The following is a 21,632-nucleotide window of genomic DNA, read 5'->3' on the forward strand; positions in this document are numbered from 1 at the left end:
GACTCGACCAACTCCTCCATCCCAATTTCAATGAAACGGTTAATCAACAGGTTCTAGGGGCATCGTCGGACAGTGGGATGGTGTTGGCAATTGTGTTTTTTCCGTGACGGGTGTACAACCAAGCCATTGGACTGAGAGTTGAGCAAACTGCTGGGGACAACCGCTAACACAGAAGCGAGTCGGCAGGGCAGGATAAGTATTCCTCAATCCCAATAAATCAAGTTCTTGAGCCGCAGCCGCAACTACATAGTTAGCTGGGTCTATCAGTTTAACCTGTGGCGGTAACAGTTGTCGCAATAGGGGTTCTAAATGAGGGTAATGGGTACAACCATAGACTAAGGTATCGATGCGTTGCTGTAGCAACGGCATCAGATATTGGGCTGCAATTTCTGCCATGTAGGGATCGTGCAAACGATTTTGCTCAATTAAAGGAACAAACTCCGGACAGCCAACCTGCCAGACTTGTACCGTCGGTTCAACTTCTAATAAAGCACGTCGATAGGCATTGCTGGCAGCCGTTGCCGGCGTAGCAATTACCCCAATCCGTCGCCCTTGTTGTACCGCAGCCCGAGCTCCCGGTAAAATCAATCCCAGAATTGGCAGATTAAACTCGCCTCGCAGGGTTTCCAGTGCCAGAGCGTCACTGGTATTGCAAGCCATTACTACCATTTTGATATCCTGTTGCACCATCCAGCTTAGAATTTCAAAGCCGAACTGTAGGATTTCATTGGCAGACCTAGTCCCGTAGGGAAGCCGCGCCGTGTCAGCAAAGTAGAGAATTGATTCGTTAGGGAGTTGTCGGTAGAGTTCTCTTAAAACTGTGAGTCCTCCAACACCGCTATCGAAAACACCAATGCGACGTCGTTGCGGCTCTTCCCTGAAGGTCAAGAATTGGTCTTTGGTCATTGGTTATTGGTTATGGGTCATTGGTCAAATGACAAAATACCAGGATTTCGGGTAAAAACACCCATTTTTCTCCCATTTAAAAAGATTGCTGAATGTACTGAAGAATGCCACGAGCGATCGCTTGGGCGATTTGACTGCGGTAAGCGGGGTTGGATAGTTTTGCCGAATCCTCCCGACCGGTCAGAAAACCCACTTCTACCAAAATAGCTGGCATTGACGATTTTCTGAGTACATAAAACCGAGCTTGCCGTACACCTCGGTTGTCCACATCAACACTCTGTAAGATACTATTATGAACGGTTTGGGCAAGACCCTGTCCACTCGAGTAATAATAGGTTTCCAATCCATTCACATCCGGTCGGCTCAGGCTGATAGCATTGGCATGAATGCTGACAAACAAATCAGCTCTCGCCTGTTCAGCCATATCAACTCGTCCTTGCAGGGTGACAAAGTAATCTGAAGAACGAGTCAATACTGCCTGAATACCCTGTTGCTCTAGAATCGCGGCAACTTCTTGGGAAATCGGCAAAATCACATTTTTCTCTTGCACTCCCCCAATCCCAATCGCTCCCGGATCTTTCCCCCCATGTCCTGGATCGACAATAACCACAACCCGACCTCTAGGAACAACAGGTGGCGGAGTAGGCGGTGTTGGAACTTCGGCTGGCGGCGGCACAGGAATCGAGCCAGTGGGAGGTACACTAGCTCTGCTCTGTTGCAATTCCAGGGCTAAAAGCTGGTCGTTAAGCTGATTGAGTTGTCCAATCTGGGTGCCAGGGCTTGGTTTTACCAGAATCGCTACCGTGCGCGAATCTTGCTGCCGGAGCAGTATTTGTGATAGCGGACTGCTAGCACTAAGCTGGGGACCTCTGATTCGTTCAGCGAGTTGGGCATCAGGAATGGTAATCCGGTAAGCATTTGCACTCCTATCCCAAGTGCTAGTTGCTCTGACCCGCCGATCTGCCTGAATCAACAGTTGAGTCTGGTTGTTTGCCAGTTCAACCGATTGAATGGTTGCCAATTGACTGACATTCGACACAGGGATTACTTCAACAGTTCCCCCAGATCCACCCCCTAGTTCAGACGCTGTGGTTCCCCGAGGCAAAACCACGATACCCCCCACACTGCTGAACAATGCCTGCCAATCGGGGCTGTCTCGGTTGACGTTCAACGTCATTCGGACAACTGAGGGGGAATTGTTGAGTTGTTGGAACTGGATTTGGCTGACGCCATAACGATTGACTGCCAACTCTTGCCCAAACAGATCCCTTGAAAGGGTAGTACCTTCCAAGTCAATCTCAATACTACGGCGATCGCGACTCCGCTTAACCTTTATATCTTTCGGTTCCCCACCACTGGAGCGGATAAAAAAACCATCGCGAGTCACCTGAAAACTATTCAGTTCTACCCCCGCAACTGTCCCCGAACTGGGTGGCTTTGGTTGAGACGAAGAATTGTTGGGTGGGTTAGTAACTTGGGGGGGTGGACTGGGAGATACGGCAGTCCGTTGCGGAGTTGGTAAATCCACAGTCCACTGAGTTGGCGAAGCTCCCTTAAACTTCACCTGCTGGGGGTCTAGGGTATAGCCTGGAGCTAATTCAATCACGATTCGAGTCGTCTGGTTGTCAAATTGACCCACTCGAACTTCTCGAATAGCACCACCCACTTGCTGATTAGCAGTCGGGCGTCCCAAAAGAATTCCCGGCAGATCGATCACCACCCGCGTTGGATTGGCAATCAGTTGTGCTCTGGGTTGAACCCCCTCATCTGTCGTGAATACTAATTGGTTCTGAGAGCTATCAAAGCGCCAAAATAGCAGTTGACGCGCTTGGGCAACAGATGAAAATAGAAAAATACTCAAAAAGCTGGAGAGTAGGAGTAGCCAGCGAAATCTCACAATCATTGCTCCTGTTCAAAGCTCGTTGCTGCGTTTAGAAAGCAGTTGGGTCATGAGGCAATACTCAACAATAGAAATTCCGTTTCTGACCTTTTGTTAGCAATCCCTAAAACCAACTGCTTTCTCGTTCCCACTAGGACAGAAAAAAAGCGTGCCACACCCCAAAATTTATGCCCTGAGGGTTTGTCGTCTTTTAGACACTCAAACTCAGGGGACGTAACCTAGGGAATTTAAGTTTCAGGAAAAATAGTATACACGGCTTTTCGCGAATCCAACATAGGGCTAAAATACCAGTCCACCTGAAGTGTGAAGTTAAAAAAATTTATCCTTCATCCTTCACATTGTCTTGACGTGACTCCTGAGAGTCCTCCTGCTGTTCTACAGCAATTGCACCCCGGCTGGCAGCATCTAAGCTCGGCACAGGTTCAGACATAGGAGCAGCCTCTGGCTCCTGAAAGACAAGCCGCAGAAAAGGAGGCGCGACAAAGGTCGTTATGATAACCATCATAATAATTGCGGCTTCAGTCGCTGGCGATAATGCCCCACTCGCCGAACCAACACCCGCAAAAACAAGTCCCACTTCTCCTCGGGGAATCATGCCGACGCCGATTGCCAAACGGTTGATACCCGGTTGACCAAAGACCGTAAAACCCGTAATGACCTTACCGACAATTGCCACTGAAATCAGGAAAATTGCCAGGATTAATCCTTCCCGATTGCTGGGAACGGCTGGGTTAAGAACGCTTAAATCAGTTTTGGCTCCCACGACAACGAAGAAAATGGGTGTGAGCACATCTGCAACCGGTATAATCTGCTCTTCCAATTCTCGACGTTTATCGGTTTCTGCCAGAACTAATCCAGCAGCAAAGGCTCCTAAAATTGCTTCTAGTTGAATTGCAGCGGCGACATAAGACAAAATCGCGGCAAAAATCAGGGCAGTTACCAAAACCTGACCGCGAGTCTTCATTTCATTCACCAATGCCACAAAGTAGGGTCCTAGGAAGCGACCGATTAAAATGGCTCCAACCAGAAAGACTCCGGCACTGATGATCAGGTAAATGACATTGGTGATTACAATTTCACCGGTTTTTGCGAGACTAGCAACCACTGCCAGAACAATGATTCCCAGGACGTCATCCAAAACCGCCGCACCGATAATAATCTGACCTTCTTTAGAACTCAGGCGACCGATTTCTGCTAAAACCTTGGCAGTAATCCCGATACTGGTGGCAGTGAGAGCCGCACCCGCAAAAATCGCCGGCACAGCGGGAACGTCAAATAGGTACACTAGACCAGCCGTACCAGCCGCAAAGGGAGCAACAACCCCCACAACGGCTACCACCGCCGCTTGAGGACCAACCCGGATAAGCTCTTGAAGGTCGGACTCTAGTCCAATTTCAAATAAGAGGATGACGACGCCCAGTTCTGCTAAAACTGAAATGACCTCGCTCTGGGCTAGAAATACTGAATTGGCTCCCTCTGGACTCAGACCGGCAGTACGCTCCAGAAAGCTGACGATCATGGAGTTAGTGATTTGTGCCCCGCCTTCTGGAAAAACCAACAGGTGTAGGGCTGAGACTCCTACGACTACACCACCCACCAGTTCGCCCAAAACAGGCGGTAAGTTAATTCGAGAACAAATTTCACCCCCCAATTTGCTAGCGAAGTAAATCACGACTAAACTCAGCAATACCCCAGCTAGAACCATAGACGTACTTTCAGCTTCGCTGGAGGTTGCCTCGCTAGCCGCTGCTAAGAGGGGTTGGTGAGTGAACCAAGATGGGAGTGATTGGGTGGGAGCCAGGAAACTCACCCAGGCAGTTGCATCAACCATTCGTTGAAAAAAGATCATTCTTTCTACTCTACAAGCTTCTTAACAAAATCAGCCTTTCTTTCGTTTCTAGGACAGGCATCTTGCCTGTTAATGGCAGGCGAGACTTTTTTCGCTTTAACCCGTTTGCCCTAATCGGCAATTTTAGACATATAACAGCTCATTCACCAGCCAATTGCAGCAGACGCTGCCAATACTCACTAGATACGGGAACGACGGATAGTCGAGGCAGGCCGAGCAGGTCAAAGCCAGTAAAGCTATCCTCTTGCTTGAGCTGTGCCAGGGTGACGGGTTTGGGAAGTGATCGCACGGCTCGAATTTCTACCACCACCTGCTTCAAGTCTGTTAGTGAGGGGTCGGGGTAGGCAGAGGTAAGGACTTCGGCAACACCCATGATTTGCCGTTCTTTGCCGGTGTGGTAAATCAATACTCCGTCACCAAGTCGCATGGTTCTCAGATATTTGAGAGCCAGGGGATTTTTGACACCATTCCAAACCGTGCGTTTATCTCGCTCTAAGTCTGCCCACGAATAGTCCTGGGGTTCAGTTTTGAGGAGCCAGTAAGCCATAAGTTGCTCAAAAAAATTTGCTCCGCCTTATCCTACTTTGATGGTGTAGTGCTTAGTTCAGCTTTGTTGCAAAAATAGTAACCGTTAAAACCTTCGATACCCTATCGTGTCAGAGTAATGAGGTAATGGCAGCCTTACTCTACAATAATCCTGCCATTTCTTTAGTTAGGATAATTTATCAATGACTCAAACACTTCTATCTCATTCCCGCTCTCGAGGAGGGCTGTGGTTACCGATTATGTTTTTGGTTGGGGTTTTGGTGGCTGTGGCGTTAGCTAACCCCGTACTGGCTCAAGAGCGACGCCTGCGTACCTTAACGGTTACGGGTCAGGGGGTTGAACGGATTCCCACAACGACGGCTCAGGTGCAATTGGGGGTCGAGGTTCAGGGAAAAACAGCGGCAGGTGTTCAGCAAGAAGTGGCACGTCGTTCAGCTGCTGTTGTTGAGTTGCTGCGATCGCAGAATGTGGAACAATTACAAACGAGGGGCATCCAGCTCAACCCAGTTTACAACTACGAAGACAATGTGCAACGCCTGGTTGGTTACTCTGGCAGCAACATTGTTAGTTTTCGAGTTCCCACCGAGCAGGCGGGTACTCTATTGGATGATGCGGTTGAGGCGGGTGCTAGCCGAATTGATGGCATTAGCTTTACAGCACCCGATAATGCGATCGCAGCAGCTCAAAAAGAAGCTCTACAGGAAGCTACCCAGGATGCTCAACAGCAAGCTGATGCTGTTTTGAGTGTTCTAAACCTGACCCGCCAAGATGTGGTTAGCATTCAAGTCAACGGCGCTACCCCACCCCCACCTACGCCTTTATTGTTGGACAGATCTGCTTCTAACGCAGAATTTGCTAAAACGCCGGTCATTGGTGGGGAGCAGGAGGTGCAGGCGTCGGTGACGCTGGAAATTAGTTACTAATGTGGCTTAGAACTCTGTGTTATCGTAACTATCAACAGCATTTGAATCGTTGTCCTGTTTAGAACCGAGTAACTCGAGGCGATCGACTTTAATGACTGGTGTTGAACGCTCTACCCCAGTGGTGCGATCGCTCCATCGATCAATTTTCAGGGAGCCTTGGACGCCGATTAATTTCCCTTTGCGCACGTAGTTGGCAGCTATTTCTGCAGTCTTACCCCATAATTCTAGATTGAACCAGTCAGGCTTATCATTGTTACGGCTACGGCGATCAACTGCCAGCGCCAGCTTACACAACACGCTGCCTGACTCGAAATATTTTACATCTGGGTCTGCGCCCACCCGACCGACTAGATTGACAACATTAAGGCTCATGACTTTAGTACATATGTACTGAATTAATAATGGATCTACTTTAGCTAATATATGGGAGTTAAAACAATCAAAGCGCCAAGTCTCCAAGACTATAAACTCAAGCACCCAGACCCTAAAGTCAACTTTCTCCGGATTGGGAATAGGGTAGGTCGAATGATAGTTTCAGCTTACTGTTCAAGACTTTTGACTATGAATTGCTCAAATTCACTAGACTCAGCCATAAAAACATAATAGAATCCACCTCGGTTACAGTTCAGTTACATTTTGGTTATACATAGTAACAATTCGACTTTGGGGGCGTAGAAACGAGTGGGTCTGTTCAGTCGCTTTTCCCTATCACGGGACATGGGTATCGATCTAGGTACTGCTAATACTCTAGTATATGTGTCCGGCAAAGGCATTGTCTTGCAAGAGCCTTCCGTCGTTGCCATGGATCAAGACGAAAAAGTTCCACTAGCCGTGGGCGAGGATGCCAAAAAAATGTTGGGCAGAACACCAGGAAATGTGGTTGCCCTTCGTCCTCTCCGCGATGGTGTGATTGCGGACTTCGATACTGCCGAGTTAATGCTCAAGCATTTTATCCGGCGAGTACACGAAGGACGAACGTTAGTTCAACCTCGGATTGTCATTGGCATTCCTAGTGGTGTTACTGGGGTCGAACGACGAGCGGTAATGGAAGCCGCATCTCAAGCAGGTGCCAGAGATGTTTATTTAATCGATGAGCCAGTAGCCGCCGCCATTGGTGCGGGGCTACCGGTGGCAGAGCCGACAGGCAACATGATCATTGACATTGGCGGCGGTACGACAGAAGTAGCAGTACTGAGTTTGCAAGGTACAGTTCTCAGCGAATCCGTGCGCGTCGCTGGTGATGAACTGAGTGAGTCGATCACTCATTACATGAAAAAAGTCCACAACCTCGTAATCGGGGAACGAACTGCTGAAGAAATCAAAATTCATATTGGTTCAGCTTACCCTACTCATGACGATAACGATGCCACGATGGAAGTTCGGGGATTGCACCTGCTTTCTGGTTTACCGCGAACGGTTGCGATCAAAGGACCTGAAATTCGCGAAAGTATGTCAGAACCTCTTTCGGTAATTGTCGATGCTGTTAAGCGGACTCTAGAGCGGACACCGCCGGAATTAGCAGCGGATATTATTGACAGGGGAATCATGTTAGCAGGCGGCGGTGCTTTATTGAAGGGGTTAGATACCCTCATCAGCCATGAAACTGGCATCGTGACTCACGTGGCAGCTGATCCTTTAAGCTGCGTAGTCTTGGGAACTGGTCGAGTTCTGGAGAATTTCAAGCAGTTAGAACGGGTGTTCAGTGGACGTTCTCGCCACCTCTAAGGGTCAGGTATACCTAATCAGCCTTGAGGAGTTTTGGGAGCAAACCCCATGAGTCGTCTACCCGCACTATTGGAACTCAAGCGTCTGCTAGAAGCTGGCAGTTTATAGACAAGTTATGTACATCATGCGCCGCTGGTGGGACAAACATGGAGTAGCCGTTGTGCTAGGGGGACTGACTCTGAGTGCTGCCTGGTTGCTTCGCCAAACTCAGGGAGCAGCCCTCTTCGAGGCTTACCAGTTATTGAGCCGTCCTTTTCAGGTAAACCCGACCCAAGAGGAACGTCTTACTAATGCTAAAGTGCTGGAATTGCAACAGCGATTGGTTGAACTAGAGAGCCAAAACCAGAAGTTGCAAGAGTTTTTAGATTATTCTAAAACTCAGAAGCAACAAGGAGTATTTGCTCCGATTGTGGGGCGCAGCGCCGACCATTGGTGGCAGCAAGTCACTCTGGGACGAGGACGCCGAGATGGTATTGAGGTTGACTCGGTAGTGATGGCACCTGGTGGTTTGGTGGGTCGGGTCGTGAGTGTGACATCGAATACTAGTCGAGTATTGCTCATTAGCGATGCCACCAGCCGGGTCGGTGCTGTAGTTAGCCGTAGCCGCAGTATGGGTTTTCTGCGCGGACAAGGGTCTAACCGCGCTGTTATTCAGTTTTTTAATAAGGTGCCGGATGTTCGACGGGGTGATGTGATATCGACCTCATCGGTTAGCAAACTCTTCCCATCTGCTTTGCCTTTGGGACGAGTAGAGTCTGTCAATCTTGATAAAAGTCCGGCTCCAGAGGCAGTTATTGAACTGACCGCACCCTTTAATGCTCTAGAGTGGGTCATGGTTTATCCCCAGTCAACGGCTGCCAATTAACAACCGTAACCTTTGCCCTTCAGTTTAAGTAAGGGACTTGCGCTTAAATTTAGAATTTCAGGTTTGTAGCGGACAGTGGAGGCGTAAGCTCTTGAAGAACCTTGCCAACCTTTCTCAGTTTTCACCTTGGGCTCGCCAACTTATTAATTGGATAGTAACCGTTACTTCGGTTATCCTTTGCTTGGTAATTTTGCCATCCCGGTTGCCGGGAATGGAATTATTGGGAATTTCTCCAAACTGGTTGTTAATTTGGGTTGTGGCTTGGAGTCTGAAACGCACAGCTCTTCAGGGAGCTTTAGCAGGCTTGGCGTTAGGGCTGATTCAAGATGGTATGACCTCTCATGATCCTACCCATGTCGTGAGCCTTGCTTTAGTCGGAGTCTTGACGGCTCGGCTACAGAAGCAACGATATATTCAGGAAGATTTTATTTCGGTCGCTTTAATTGTTTTTGGTATGGCAGTTGTTGGGGAGACTATAATTGCTATTCAGTATAGTTTGATGGGCGATCGAAATTTAACACAAATTTGGGCTGACCACCAGCGGATTGCGCTTTCATCAGCAATTCTCAGTAGTCTGTGGGCACCTGTTGTCTACTACCCTCTCAATCGCTGGTGGGAGCGGATCAATTTAATTGAGCAATCGTAAGATTATTAGTTATTTGTCATTAATTATTATGAGCCGTAACTAAATACCATCGCCTAAATCAAGAGTCTATGCTACTTTGTGCTAAATGAGCGCAGGATATGCGCTCGCATTACACTTCAGAGTGACCCATTAATTTTGCCATTAAATCCATAAATTTCCCGCCGACCGACAAACGGCACTAACTCAACATCCCGTTCATCCCCTGGCTCAAAGCGAACCGCTGTTCCAGCAGGGATATTCAACCGCATTCCCTGGGTTTGCTCTCGCGCAAATTCCAGTGCCTCGTTCACTTCATAAAAGTGAAAATGAGAACCGACTTGAATAGGGCGATCGCCTGTATTCGCTACCTGTAATCTCATTGTAGGACGCCCTGCATTCAGTTCAATTTCCCCATCCTTGGCAATCAGTTCTCCTGGAATCACACTCTACTCCTCAAAGCTCTTCACGATACTGTGTTTTGGGTAGGGCAACAGTCCCTACGCCCAAACCTTAAATTTTACTTGACCCCGAAAAATTCAGAAGTTAATAGGAGTTACAAGATTTATAACCATACAATAATTTCCTGCGCTAGGACAATCATTTAATCTTTATTTAATCTATCGAGGCGATCGCAAGTAATTTTTTCTCTTAAATTGCAATCGCAAAATTTCAAGGGATAATCGTAAATAATCTTTACTTAACGAATTAAACTTACTCTCAGTCCCCAGAGGGGTGAAAATTCAGCCATTCTGCGGAAGCGGTAATCCACAATTTTCGTTAGAACTAAGAGTGGAGCCGCATTCCCAACAAAAACAAGGTGTGATAAAGTATTGACACTTTCAAACAAAATGTAATACTTCAATCTCTAAGACAACATTTTCAAACAAATTGTAATATTCGGAAACAAAAAACCATGCTTTCAACTCCTTCAATTACTGCCACTACTGCCGATTGGCTATCCAGTGATAGAGTGCCAAGTAGCCAATGTCAGGGATATCCGAAAACCCAAACTCATAGGATATCGAACGAGACACACGACCATGTATTTGTGCCTAAAGCGGGAGGAATGCAAGCTTACCTGACGGGGCAAGGTCAAGGGATTAAAGAAGGTGATGCTCTGATCGTGCAAAATGGCGATAACTCTGATCGCTATCGAGTTAGTAAAATTAGCTACTATTCTAATCCCCCCAATATGTGGGTAGCTTTACTGAGGAAATCTGCATTCGGTGTTTGATGAAGGTAGGGAAAAGGTTTTTATAGATATAGTGTTTCCCCTTTCCCCTTCCTTTTCCCTTTAACGAATAGGATTGTGTACGGTTACTAGCTTGGTGCCATCAGGAAACGTCGCTTCTACCTGTACTTCTTGCACCATTTCCGGGATACCTTCCATCACATCATCCCGTGTCAGAATAGTTGTGCCATAACTCATTAACTCGGCTAAAGTACGCCCCTCTCTGGCACCTTCTAAAATAGCAGCAGAGATATAAGCCACAGCTTCTGGATAGTTGAGTTTGATGTGTCGTTCTTTGCGTCGTTCTGCTAACAGGGCAGCGGTGAAAATAAGCAATTTGTCCTTTTCCTGCGGTGATAGTTGCATATCGGATGTTGGTTGTTAGGTAATCGATAAATCCGATAATACGTTAATCGCTACATGAGCCAAACTCTGGGCTTTGTGGCAGTACATCCAAAATAGGCGAAGCGCAGTAACTGCCAAACCCCTACAAACCAGTTTCGTACCTCAGCCGTTGACGAACCCCGATAGCGACAGACTAATCCTTCCTCTTGGGTTTGGGTGACGTCTGCTTCCCCCTGCCGTTCTGTTGCCGTCCAAATCGTTCTGGCTTTCTCAACGATCGCAGAGGATACAGGTTGTCCAATCCAGATGAGGCTTGCGACAATCGGTTGTCCCGCCAAGCCATGGGGACTGTTGAGGATTTCTTCTCCTCCCGGCAACCACTGACGATCAATCCATAAGGGGTATCCTTGCTGCCAGACTTGAGTATGCGAGCGCCAATTCCCCTGCAAAAACCTTTCGTTCCGGGCAGTACGACCAAAGCGAGTTATTTCCCATCCCAACCAACTCGCCCCCGGTGCTAATTCTACCCGCAAATCCTGCTGGTAAACTGCACCATTAAATACAATTGTTTCTTGAGGCAACCATTCCAAGCAAGCCCCGGCATCAACTTGAATGTGAATCGTTTGTTTGGCAGGTTGTCCGTTGCTGCGATACAGCTTACTCGCCGCAGCCGTGGTAATTAAGGCGCGTGCATTGGTTTGGAGGTGGATCGTTTGAGAAAGGCGATCGCCTCCCACCATTCCCCCAGCCGTATGCAATACTACAGTGTGACAAACTCCCTGCCCTTCTGGGTAAAAAGGGCGCTGTACCTTCAATGGCGATCGCACGCTGTTGCGAACCAGTTGGGTAACGCCCTGATGGTGGCGATAGACTAGCTCTAAACTGCCGTGCCATCCCGTCTCATCGGGGGTTAGACGTGCAGGTTGGGGATTAAGCAATGGTTATCCGATAATAAAGGAGCAAGGGTGAGTTGCATTGTACTGGATATCGGCATTTTTCAGAAATGGTACGCGATCGCACTCTCACAGATGCTGAATTCAGGTAGTGAACTCAGCCTACTGGTGTGGCAAGATTAAATTTTTGCATTAGATAATTAGATTAAAATCCAATGAATTCGGTTTTTTGCTGATTTCTTATTGCATCATGTTAGCCTTGCCACGTCACTACCCAACATTTAGCGCTTCCGTGATGATGTCAGTGGTTGCCAAGCTGGAGTATAATCAGTCCCTGGATTGTCAGTGAGTCGGGTCTGGTTAGAGCCATCGGCATTCATCAGGTAGATTTCAAGGTTGTAGTCTTGATCGGTGCTATCGCGGGACGAGACGAAAGCAATCTGCTTTCCGTCGGCAGACCAAGTTGGGGCATCATCATCTCCTGGATAGTTGGTAAGTCGGGTGAGTTGTTTACCATTAGGAGCGATCGCATAAATTTCTCGGTTTCCATCCCGCTGGGACATAAAAGCGATCCTTTTCCCATCCGGCGACCAAGCTGGATCGCCATCTGATTCCATATTTTGAGTCAAATTCTTGAGCTTTGAACCATCGGCGTTCATCACGTAAACTTCAAAGTTGCCATCGCGAGTCGAGGTGAAAGCAATCTGCTTTCCATTCGGCGACCAATCTGGGTCACTATCGTCTCCGGGATGGTTGGTAAGTCGGGTTTGATTGGAACCATCGGCATTCATCACGTAGATTTCTGAGTTGTTATCCGATTCACTGTCATTGCGCCCAGAGACAAAAGCAATCTTGCGTCCGTCGGGGGACCAAGTTGGCTTAACATCGTAATCTGGATCGTTAGTAAGTCGAGTGACATTAGAGCCATCGGCATTCATCACATAGATATCTGTATTGCCCTCGCGGTTAGAAGAGAAAGCAATTTGACGACCATCGGGGGACCAAGCCGGCTCATAATCGGAGACTGAATTGTTAGTTAATCTCGTGAGATTGGAACCGTCAGGGTTCATTCGGTAAATTTCACCATTTCTGTCGTCGCGGAAAGAGACGAAGGCGATTTGGGAGGTAGTGAAAGTTTGAGCGCTTACTCTGTTGTCATTTCCCCAGGTCGTTGAGATGGGGGTTAGCATCAACAAACTGATAAAAATAGCGGGTTTAGACGCAAAAACCGGAATTTTTTTGATCATCACCTAATACTGTTTTGAGAAGTCTGCTTCTTTCTCTCCACTCCTGTCTTACTTCATTCCGGAATGAGTCGAGTTAAGAATTAAACAGCCCACCCTACTGCTATTCCTCCCTAGGAGAGTTTCCTACTCTCGATTTGACATCTACCAAATTGCAGAACCGTTCAAACCGTTTCCGGAATCCGCTCTAAAATACCAGAACCAAAGACTTTATCTAGTTCCAAGTAGTCTAGATGAACGTAGCCGATGTGACAGTGGCAGGTTTCATTAGTACAAAGTCGTTTAAAGAGTGTCGCTTCAAACTTAGGATCGTAAATATTGCCAATTGGCTCTTTAATAAAGTGACATCGGCGTACTGTACCATCCCCATCCACCGAAATCACAGACTCTCCAGCGCGACAGGTTTTGCCATAACTGGGATAGTAATGGGTGTTGAGGTGATATAACGGATCGATAGAGTCAAAAAATTGCCGATCCGCCTCGGATAACTGGGAGAGTGCCCGCTTCACAGCATTGATCCATAGATAAATGTGTGACGGTAATTGACGACGCAGAGATGCGATCGCATTCTTAAACTTAGGAAACCCCACAACTCCCGCACTAAACCGCACCCTCCGCCGATCTAACTCCCAACATTGGGCGAGAAACTGTTCTAGGGATACCCATTCGGGGTGAAATGTTGCCCACAACGCTAATCGTTCTTTGTTGCAGTCGTCCACCCAATCTAATTTACAGGAAAGATTAGTTTGAATCGCTGCTTTATTAACGTTGGGTAGGTGTGTCAGTTTGGCTAAGGCTTGCTGATACCAGGGATGAATTAACGCTTCTCCCCACGGGGTAAATAGGATGGAAAACTGGTGTTGGGTGTTTTGGGCAATCCAATCGGTAAACCGTTCTAAGGATTGGCGATCGCTAGCTAATTCTACGGCTGATTGCGATCGCTTGGCGAAGGGGCAGTATTCGCAACCGTAGTTACAGCTTATTAAGGAACCGCGATAGAGGATGGTTAGGTTCATTGGTTGGGTTTATTTTAAGTTGTAGGCTTGCATGAGTTGCCGAACCTTATCTGAGAATAACCAAGAACCAATGGTGTCAGAACGCTCAATACCCGCCTGAGTTAAAACCAGGGTATGATTATTTAAGCTGGCGAGATTTAATTGAATAAGTTCAGAGAGTTCGGGAAAGTCGATAAAGGCATCCGTACCGAAGCGATCGCAGTAATTCACCTGATTTAACCCTTCATCGGACAGTAAGGATAGTAAAATATAGCGGCGGCGACGATCTTCAGCATCTAACTGAAAGCCATAATTGGCAGAATCGAAGGCTTCATCGGGTGTATTGATAAACGCTTCTAAAATATGGCGGACTTCCTGATCACTGACGGCATAGTGACAGGAATAATGCAGCGAATCCGTATAAGACCTAGCACCGCACCCTAAACCTACCATACCATCCGCTTGGCAGCAGTAAACAGGACGGCTAGCTTCTGGTGCATGATTAGCACGGAACATCCGCATTGAAACTTGAGTATACCCTTCAGATAGAAGGAGCGATCGCCCTTCTCGGTAGCAGGCAATACGACTATCATCCCATTCGCGATCGCTTTTTCCTAAACCCGTCAAGGGGCGCACATACAAAGGATACAGGTAAATTTCTTCCGGTTGAAACCGCAACGCAGCGCGAATTGATTGCAGCCAACTGTCTACGGTTTGCCCTGGTAGCCCATACATTAGGTCAATATTAATAGTAGGAAATCCTGCCTCTCGCATTAAAGTAAGGGCAGTGTCTACTTGAGAGGCGCTTTGGCGGCGGTGGATGGCGAGAACTTCAGCATCGATGAAGCTTTGGACACCAATACTGGCACGATCAACGCCGCGATCGCGCAATAATGTTAGTTTGTTAATATCAACGGTTTCTGGGGACATTTCCACGGAAATTGGAATATCTTGTAATTTTGCCTCCATCGTTTCTTCTGCAATATCTAAAATTGCTTCTAATCCGTGTAAGGGGAGTTGAGTTGGCGTACCACCTCCGATAGCAAATCTGGCAAAGGTTGCGTCTCCCAATGCTGATTTCACACGATTCGCTTGTCTACGAACGGTGTTGATATATTGGGTGACAAAATCACTATCGGTTTTCACAGTAGTGAAGAGGTTACAGAACCCGCAGCGCATTTCACAGAAGGGAATATGGATATAGAGAAAGAGTGCTTTGCGGTTTTCTTCCGACCAGAGTTTTTCTAGGGAAATAGGCGGATTAATGGAACGGTAGGCGGTTTTGTGGGGGTAGGAGTAGACGTAAGCTTGATAGGAAGACTTTTGTAGCATCTCCTGAAGGGAGGGGCGATGAGTCATTTTGAATGATGAATGATGAAAGTTTGTAGGTGGGGTTGAATGAAGTTAAATCCCGCCTATAGTTTGACGGAATTCTGGGTAGTCATTGGAATTTGAGATAAACTCTTGAAAATGAATTCTGTATAAGGAACTGTCCAAACTACTGAATGGCTGAGGCGATGCCCCGTGTAACCCTCCTCCCCGTAAGTCGTACCGTGATCGGAACAGAAAATACAAAATGTCGGAACTCGCAAAACTTCCCAAAGTCTAGGCAATTGTCGATCCACATACTCTAAAGCAGCCCCATGGGATTCTAGTGTGTCTTCTGTAGCACCTGGTACATAAAAGCAGTTGGGTTGATGCAGTGCGGAGATATTGATAAATAAGAATAAGCGCTGTTCTTTAGGAGTTTTTGCTATAATTTTTCGAGCGAGAGTTATTTGATATTCTGTGGATTGGGGGTTAGTAACACCGAGTTCTGGACTCCAGTAACTCTCGGCAAACATTCCCGGTAAAACATTACTAAGAGGGTTGGATTTATTAAAGAATCCGACGCCACCGATACAGACAGTATGATAGCCTTTAGTGGCAAGTCCAGCAGCGATATTGGAGTCTTCTAAAATACAGGTGTTAGTTGTAGTGGTGCTGCTTCCCTGGAATTCTACTGCAAATAATCGAGAGTGCAATCCTGGAGTAATAGGGGTTGGTAGAAATCCGGCAAAAAAAGCGTGGTGTGCAGCATAAGTGAAGTTACCCGGAGAGTGGCGTTCTTCCCATCCTTCTGGGGGTAAAACTGCTTTGAGATTTGGTGTGTGTCCTTGGGCGAGTAAGTCTCTGGCAACGTCGTAGCGTAATGTATCTAGAGTGACGAATAAAATGTCATGACTGCCCACGATTTGGTTCATATCAATCATGGCTGCTTTGCCCCAGCATTAAATATACAGTTTTCTCTTTCTTCTGCCTTCTTGAGTATGGCTTTCACTTCACTGGTATAAGTATCAAGTCCGTTCCAAGTCGTACCCGGTAACAAATCTCCAAAGGCATTAATTTCTAAAATAGCGTGTCGCCGGAAATCAGGGTAGACTAACAGGTCAATACCGGAGTATAAGCTATTGGGAAATACAGCAGCCACAGTTTCGCAGGTTCGCTTCATAACTTCCCAGTCCTCTAGTTTAACCTGGGTGAGGAGTAGATCTAAACCCGCGCGATCGCTTCCTAAATGCAGGTTAGTCATGGGACTTTTACCCAACCGCACAACAACGTGCTGCGCTTCACCATCAATCACCACCACACGCAAATCAAAGGGCTGATTTTGCAGTCTGGCTTTGGGTAGCCATGCTTCGACTTGAACGCCTTCTTTACAGAGGATATTGATAATATCAGTAATTTCTTCTCGTCGGGTGTAATTCCGAATTCGGCGGGAATTGTAGAGAAGGTTTTCACCATTTTCCTGCACTCGTTCCACAGTAGTGATTGCCGATTCATATCGGGGGTTAGCTTGGTATGCCACAACACCGGATGCAGAGGAACCGTGGGACAGTTTGACGAAGACGCGGGAACAGTTTTGAGATTGCATGGCTTGGCGCAATTCGTCATAACTGCGGATAACACCTAATGAACGGGGTACGGGTATTTTGCCCTCACCCCCCCTACCCCCCTCTCCCAAAGAGGGCGAAGGGGGAGAAAATGCGGGTTTCTCTTCTTCCACTCGCAGATAAGGGGTTGCATACTTTTCAAACAATTTGTGACATAGGGGTTTATCGAACATTTGGGCAATTTCTACCGGATGGTTCATGGTAGAACACCTTAACTGATTCCCCCATTGGTGCAGTAGGTGACGCCATCCCAGATACAATTGCCGGGGGTAAAGAATTCGCCCTTTATCAAATTCCAACCTCATGGCATCGACAGCACTAATGCGTTGATGGTTGCCTGCATCCAGTACATCTGCACCCGCAGCAATCAGCGCTTTTTCTACCTCAAAATTCTTCTCAGGGGAATCAAAGCGGATGATAGTATTGGGTTTGTTAAATTGTTCTAGAGTATCCCTACCAGCAATCAAGTCCGAGTAAGAAACTACTGTGGCTGGTTCTAACCCACAACGTTCTAGGGCTTGCTGAAAGAAACCAACCCGCCGATTTTCTGAATTCCCTACAATAATAAAGTTTATGGGCATTTTCTGACACCCTGATTGTATTCTCTACTCAAATAGTGCAAAATAGCGCTCTATGCCCACAGGATAAGTCTCATATCTGCTCCTACTTGAATAGATTTCATACTCTTCATCTTGTGACTGTGCCATCACTTGACAATTCAGATGAGACAACCGCTCAATCATAGTTGGAGATAAAAGATTCATCGTAAGATTGAGGGTGTGAAGATGATTAATAGCCGGACAATTTAGCAAGGCTTCAGCACCAACGTCTGTTAAATTTCCTTTTGAAAGATTTAGAATTTTTAGCTTACGAATAAAAGGCGATCGCGCCACAGCTAAGGCTATATAATCCGAGTAGTCACTGCTGCACAAACCCAAGTATTTTAACTCAGGAAAAGCAACACCACCAATAATCGGCATTACATCATCAATAAAAGAATCTCCGCATCCATAAAAACTACGTTCACTACCCAGCCATAACTCCAAATACTCTAGTCTGGGTAGCTTCAGCGTACAAATCTGAGCAAGGGTATCCTTAGAGAGTCCTCCAGTCTCAATAATCAGTGTTTTTAAATAGTTGTGCTGTAGCGGACTGAATTCCATATCATCTTTACCACGAAGTTGCAGCACTTCTAAGTTGGGATAGGCGGCTAAGAGGTAGCTATAGTCTTCACTAAGTTCAATCCGGGATGCTTTGTAACCGCCTAACTCGTCTACCATGTCCACATCCCCAATAAATATGGCTTTGAGACGGGTTAGCTTGGCGCTGGCGTCAGAGAGAATTTCGGCAAAATCATCTTTATGACCTGACCGATAATAATGATATTCACAAACTAAGGCTTCAAAATTGCTGATTTGGGGATCTTCGAGGAGCTTATCAATGTTACCTGCACTTACGCCGTAGGCAGTTCCCATAGGATCGGCAATGCCAATTTCTGGGTCAAACTCTTCAAGTTTCCAGTTTTCTAAGGTGGTAAAAAATAGCCAGGGGTCGTAGTCGAATAAGGCTTGCTTGGCTTGAGGATTTGGCGAGTTTTTTAAGAGTAGACTGGCAGAATGCTGCACTTGTTCTGATTCATCCTTTAAAGCCCCAATGACTAAATCTAAGCCAGTATCACCATAATGGAGTGCCTCAGAAAGAGCAGCAATTCGCGCTTCTACAACCGCACTCGCCAATCGACTCTTTACTCCTTCGATACCTCCCAAAACAACACCCTCTACAGGAGGTGGAGATTGACCCCCAAGCACGGCATCATCTTTTCTGGGTTGATTAGGATTGTTGGTCATCACGTATTTACCTTTGCGCTAGTTGTTGCTATTCAGCAACCGAGCAATAGCGAGCGTATCCGTCATCATCTTCTTCGTCTTGGTTGTCGGCAATCACTTGGATATTCAGCCTCTTTAGCTGTGCGATCGCTTCTTCATCTAAAAAATTCTCCGAAACATTAAGCACGTCGAGTTGATTAATACCATCGCAGGATATTAACGCTTCAACTCCTTTCTCTCCCATCGTTCCCATCGACAAGTCTAGAATTTTAATTTGGGAAAGAATAGGCGAGTTCACCACAGCTTCAGCAATATCGTCTGTGTATACCGCATTCCGCAGTCCTAAGTAGATCAAATTTGGGAATAACTCGCCAGACAGAATCGGCATCAAATCGTCAACTGAAGAATCTCCCCCATACTTGTCCCTACCCAGCCACAATTCCAGATGCTCCAACGCTGGCAGCTCGAGAGCACAAATTTCAGTAATAGTTTCAGGGTAGAGTCCTCCACTTTCAACAATAAGCGCCTCTAAATGCTCATGAGACAAAGGACTAAAAGACAGACATTCATCTCCCAGACCTTGAGTGCCACGAACTTGCAGCACCTCCAGATTAGGATATGCTTCTAGAACAGGACTGATATTGCTCTGCTGAATCCAAGAAATCTCGCATTCCCCATAGTGAATATCCCCAATAAAGACCGCCTTGAGATTCGTTAGTTGGTCTTTAGCATTGATTAGAGCATTAACGAGAATACGAGAGTTAAAGTCACTCTCCGTAAATCCGCTCCATATTCCGAACACCAACGCTTCAACCTTGCTAACCTGCGGATCTTGTAGTAGCTGGGCAATCTGACCTGTAATATCATCCTCTGCGCCATGTTCGCATCTGAGGGCGTAGGCGGTGCCCACTGGATCGGTGATGCCGATTTGAGGATTGAACTCCTCAACGTTGCGGTTAGCAAATGTGGTGACGTGTTGAGAGGAATACCCTAAATACTTCCCGAATCGCTCAAATTTACCTTTGCGCTAGTTGTTGCTATTCAGAAACTGAGCAGTAGCGACTGTATCCGTAATCTTCTTCGTCTTCTTCTTCCTTCTGGTTGTCAGCAATTACTTGAATATTCAGCCTCTTTTGCCGTGCGATTGCTTCTTCCTCTAAAAAATTCTCTGAAACATCAAGCACGTCGAGTTGATTAATCGTATCGCAGGATATCAATGCTTCAACCCCTTTCTCCCCCATCGTTCCCATCGACAGGTCTAAGGTTTTAATCTGGGAAAGAATAGGCGAATTTACCACAGCTTCAGCAATATCATCGGTGTAGGTAGCATTCCGCAATCCCAAGTACGTTAATTTTGGGTAGAAATTCCTGTGAAGAATCGGCATCAAATCATCAACGGAAGAGTCTCCCCCATAGTTTTCATCACCCAGCCACAATTCCAGATGCTCCAACGCTGGCAACTCAAGCGCTACAATTTGAGCAATTTGTGTCCCACTAAGTCCCCCCGATTCCACAATCAGCGTTTTTAACCTATTGTGCTGTATCGGAGTGAATCCTAGACCCGTCGCACCACGAACCCGCAGCACCTCCAGATTGGGATATGCCTCTAAAAGAGGAGTAATATTGCACTGCTCAATCCAGGAAATCTCATATTCGTCCGAAAGAATATCGCCGATGAAAATAGCTTTAAGACCTTTAAGCTGTTCTTTGGCTGCAACGAGGGCATTAATCACTTTGCTGGAGTCATTACCGCCATCGAGCAAACTTTCCCACGCACCGATAACTAAGGCTTCTAGCTTACTCGCTTGGGAATCTTGCAGCAACTTTTGCAGCTTATCTGCAATTTTTTCATGACTGTCATAGTCACATCTGAGAGCGATCGCCCTACCAACTGAATCGGTAATGCCTTTGTCAGAGTCAAATTCCTCAACATTCCGATTGGCAAATGTGGTGACATGGTTATGTGGATACATAATGACCTTACCAATTTCAGATTATTGTTTTGGGAGATACCGTTTTCTGGTGGGGTGGGCATCCTGTCTGCCCTATTGACGCATTTTTAAGTTGAACCCATTTGATAGTACTTTTGTACTATCTGCAAGATATCCTCTGCCGTCGTTCGAGGAATTCTGCGCTACCTTACAGATGTTATGTTAATAGAAACACTTATCAATGCGAATTTACGGCAACCGTCAGCTCAAAACTTTACCCGGACTAACAACCCGCCCAACACCAGCACGGGTGAGGGAGGCGGTATTCAATATCTGGCAAGGTGCGATCGCGGGTTGTCGTTGGCTGGATTTGTGTGCGGGTTCGGGTTCGATGGGTGCCGAGGCACTTTGTCGAGGTGCATCCTTGGTAGTAGGGATTGACAAATGGGGCAAAGTCTGCTCAATTATTCAGGAAAACTGGGAGAAAGTTGCCCAGCCGGAACAAGAATTTAAAGTACTCCGGGGCGATGTGGTGGGGCGATTGAAAACCCTTGCAGGTCAACAGTTTGACCGTATTTACTTCGACCCTCCCTATGCCAGCAACTTATACCAACCGGTATTAGAAGCGATCGCTAAGTATCAGTTACTCGCCGATTCGGGAGAACTAGCCGTAGAATACAGCCCCAACCACTGGACACCTCAACCCATGTCCGGGCTAGATATCTGTCGCCAAAAAGTTTACGGTAACACAGCTTTGGCATTTTACAGGGGAGTGGGGAGTGGGCTTCGCCGTGAGCGTTAGCCGAACGGGAGTGGGGGAGATGGAGGAGATGGGGAAGATGAGGGAGATGAGGGAGATGGAAAACAAGTTAATTTATCCCCTGCACCCCTGCAC

At 46.9% G+C, this 21,632-nt stretch carries 22 protein-coding genes; 6 read left to right on the forward strand and 16 right to left on the reverse strand.

The genetic code is table 11. The annotated features are described in order from the left end of the window. Positions 1-39: 39 nt before the first annotated feature. From murI to IQ257_RS12320, 4 genes are all read right to left on the reverse strand, one after another. The gene (gene murI / locus IQ257_RS12305; RefSeq protein WP_193875825.1) at positions 40-906 is read right to left on the reverse strand and encodes a glutamate racemase; all 867 of its coding nucleotides are present in this window, start codon (positions 904-906) and stop codon (positions 40-42) included. Between the two features lie 76 nt (positions 907-982). After that, positions 983-2,809 carry an N-acetylmuramoyl-L-alanine amidase gene (locus IQ257_RS12310; RefSeq protein WP_228060654.1) on the reverse strand — a complete coding sequence of 609 codons (1,827 nt, stop codon included), beginning with the start codon at positions 2,807-2,809 and terminating at the stop codon, positions 983-985. Positions 2,810-3,125: 316 nt separating this feature from the next. After that, entirely contained in the window at positions 3,126-4,655 is a 1,530-nt protein-coding gene (locus IQ257_RS12315; RefSeq protein ID WP_193877985.1) for a cation:proton antiporter, read from the reverse strand. A gap of 139 nt (positions 4,656-4,794) precedes the next feature. Further along, on the reverse strand, positions 4,795-5,202 hold the full coding sequence (locus IQ257_RS12320; protein WP_193877983.1) for an EVE domain-containing protein: 408 nt from the start codon (positions 5,200-5,202) through the stop codon (positions 4,795-4,797). 181 nt (positions 5,203-5,383) lie between these two features. Between IQ257_RS12320 and IQ257_RS12325 the strand changes: the two genes are divergently transcribed. Further along, on the forward strand, positions 5,384-6,124 hold the full coding sequence (locus IQ257_RS12325; protein ID WP_193877982.1) for an SIMPL domain-containing protein: 741 nt from the start codon (positions 5,384-5,386) through the stop codon (positions 6,122-6,124). A 6-nt stretch (positions 6,125-6,130) separates the two neighbouring features. Here IQ257_RS12325 and IQ257_RS12330 read toward each other — a convergent pair whose 3' ends face one another. Then, positions 6,131-6,496 (reverse strand): single-stranded DNA-binding protein, encoded by a 366-nt coding sequence (locus IQ257_RS12330; protein ID WP_193877981.1) that lies wholly within the window; start codon positions 6,494-6,496, stop codon positions 6,131-6,133. Positions 6,497-6,841: 345 nt separating this feature from the next. On the opposite strand from IQ257_RS12330, the gene IQ257_RS12335 reads away from it, so the two are divergent. The 3 genes from IQ257_RS12335 (at position 6,842) to mreD (ending at position 9,360) form a co-directional block, all read left to right on the forward strand. Further along, positions 6,842-7,849, forward strand: coding sequence for a rod shape-determining protein (locus IQ257_RS12335; protein ID WP_193877992.1), 1,008 nt, complete (start codon positions 6,842-6,844; stop codon positions 7,847-7,849). Positions 7,850-7,964: 115 nt separating this feature from the next. Further along, positions 7,965-8,714 carry a rod shape-determining protein MreC gene (gene mreC / locus IQ257_RS12340; protein ID WP_193877980.1) on the forward strand — a complete coding sequence of 250 codons (750 nt, stop codon included), beginning with the start codon at positions 7,965-7,967 and terminating at the stop codon, positions 8,712-8,714. Between the two features lie 91 nt (positions 8,715-8,805). Continuing rightward, entirely contained in the window at positions 8,806-9,360 is a 555-nt protein-coding gene (gene mreD, locus IQ257_RS12345; protein ID WP_193877979.1) for a rod shape-determining protein MreD, read from the forward strand. Positions 9,361-9,476: 116 nt separating this feature from the next. Here the strand turns inward: mreD and IQ257_RS12350 are convergent, their stop codons facing one another. Then, positions 9,477-9,782, reverse strand: a complete 306-nt coding sequence (locus tag IQ257_RS12350) for an urease subunit beta (RefSeq protein WP_193877978.1) — start codon at positions 9,780-9,782, stop codon at positions 9,477-9,479. 470 nt (positions 9,783-10,252) lie between these two features. Here IQ257_RS12350 and IQ257_RS12355 point away from each other — a divergent pair, with 470 nt between their 5' ends. After that, positions 10,253-10,573 (forward strand): hypothetical protein, encoded by a 321-nt coding sequence (locus tag IQ257_RS12355; protein ID WP_193877970.1) that lies wholly within the window; start codon positions 10,253-10,255, stop codon positions 10,571-10,573. Between the two features lie 60 nt (positions 10,574-10,633). Here the strand turns inward: IQ257_RS12355 and ureA are convergent, their stop codons facing one another. The 10 genes from ureA to IQ257_RS12405 all read right to left on the reverse strand — a co-directional run bounded on the left by ureA (position 10,634) and on the right by IQ257_RS12405 (position 20,779). Then, positions 10,634-10,936, reverse strand: coding sequence for an urease subunit gamma (gene ureA, locus IQ257_RS12360; protein WP_193877968.1), 303 nt, complete (start codon positions 10,934-10,936; stop codon positions 10,634-10,636). Positions 10,937-10,986: 50 nt separating this feature from the next. Next, positions 10,987-11,853 carry an urease accessory protein UreD gene (locus IQ257_RS12365; protein WP_193877966.1) on the reverse strand — a complete coding sequence of 289 codons (867 nt, stop codon included), beginning with the start codon at positions 11,851-11,853 and terminating at the stop codon, positions 10,987-10,989. A gap of 236 nt (positions 11,854-12,089) precedes the next feature. Further along, entirely contained in the window at positions 12,090-13,055 is a 966-nt protein-coding gene (locus tag IQ257_RS12370; protein WP_228060655.1) for a DUF5050 domain-containing protein, read from the reverse strand. A gap of 161 nt (positions 13,056-13,216) precedes the next feature. Beyond that, on the reverse strand, positions 13,217-14,068 hold the full coding sequence (locus IQ257_RS12375; RefSeq protein ID WP_193877965.1) for an STM4011 family radical SAM protein: 852 nt from the start codon (positions 14,066-14,068) through the stop codon (positions 13,217-13,219). A gap of 9 nt (positions 14,069-14,077) precedes the next feature. After that, entirely contained in the window at positions 14,078-15,406 is a 1,329-nt protein-coding gene (locus tag IQ257_RS12380; protein WP_193877964.1) for an STM4012 family radical SAM protein, read from the reverse strand. A gap of 56 nt (positions 15,407-15,462) precedes the next feature. Further along, the gene (locus IQ257_RS12385; RefSeq protein ID WP_193877963.1) at positions 15,463-16,299 is read right to left on the reverse strand and encodes an STM4013/SEN3800 family hydrolase; all 837 of its coding nucleotides are present in this window, start codon (positions 16,297-16,299) and stop codon (positions 15,463-15,465) included. Beyond that, positions 16,296-17,561, reverse strand: a complete 1,266-nt coding sequence (locus IQ257_RS12390) for an STM4014 family protein (protein WP_193877962.1) — start codon at positions 17,559-17,561, stop codon at positions 16,296-16,298. The genes IQ257_RS12385 and IQ257_RS12390 overlap by 4 nt, the downstream gene beginning before the upstream one ends. Before the next feature lie 24 nt (positions 17,562-17,585). After that, a complete protein-coding gene (locus IQ257_RS12395; RefSeq protein ID WP_193877961.1) occupies positions 17,586-18,827 on the reverse strand; it encodes a HEAT repeat domain-containing protein in 1,242 nt (413 codons plus the stop codon). A 28-nt stretch (positions 18,828-18,855) separates the two neighbouring features. Beyond that, positions 18,856-19,716, reverse strand: coding sequence for an STM4015 family protein (locus IQ257_RS12400; RefSeq protein ID WP_322744305.1), 861 nt, complete (start codon positions 19,714-19,716; stop codon positions 18,856-18,858). Positions 19,717-19,843: 127 nt separating this feature from the next. Next, positions 19,844-20,779, reverse strand: a complete 936-nt coding sequence (locus tag IQ257_RS12405; RefSeq protein WP_193877960.1) for an STM4015 family protein — start codon at positions 20,777-20,779, stop codon at positions 19,844-19,846. Positions 20,780-20,978: 199 nt separating this feature from the next. Here IQ257_RS12405 and rsmD point away from each other — a divergent pair, with 199 nt between their 5' ends. Beyond that, the gene (rsmD, locus tag IQ257_RS12410; protein WP_193933049.1) at positions 20,979-21,539 is read left to right on the forward strand and encodes a 16S rRNA (guanine(966)-N(2))-methyltransferase RsmD; all 561 of its coding nucleotides are present in this window, start codon (positions 20,979-20,981) and stop codon (positions 21,537-21,539) included. Positions 21,540-21,632: the final 93 nt, after the last annotated feature.

The organism is Coleofasciculus sp. LEGE 07092 (assembly GCF_015207375.1).
GTDB lineage: Bacteria > Cyanobacteriota > Cyanobacteriia > Cyanobacteriales > Coleofasciculaceae > LEGE-07092.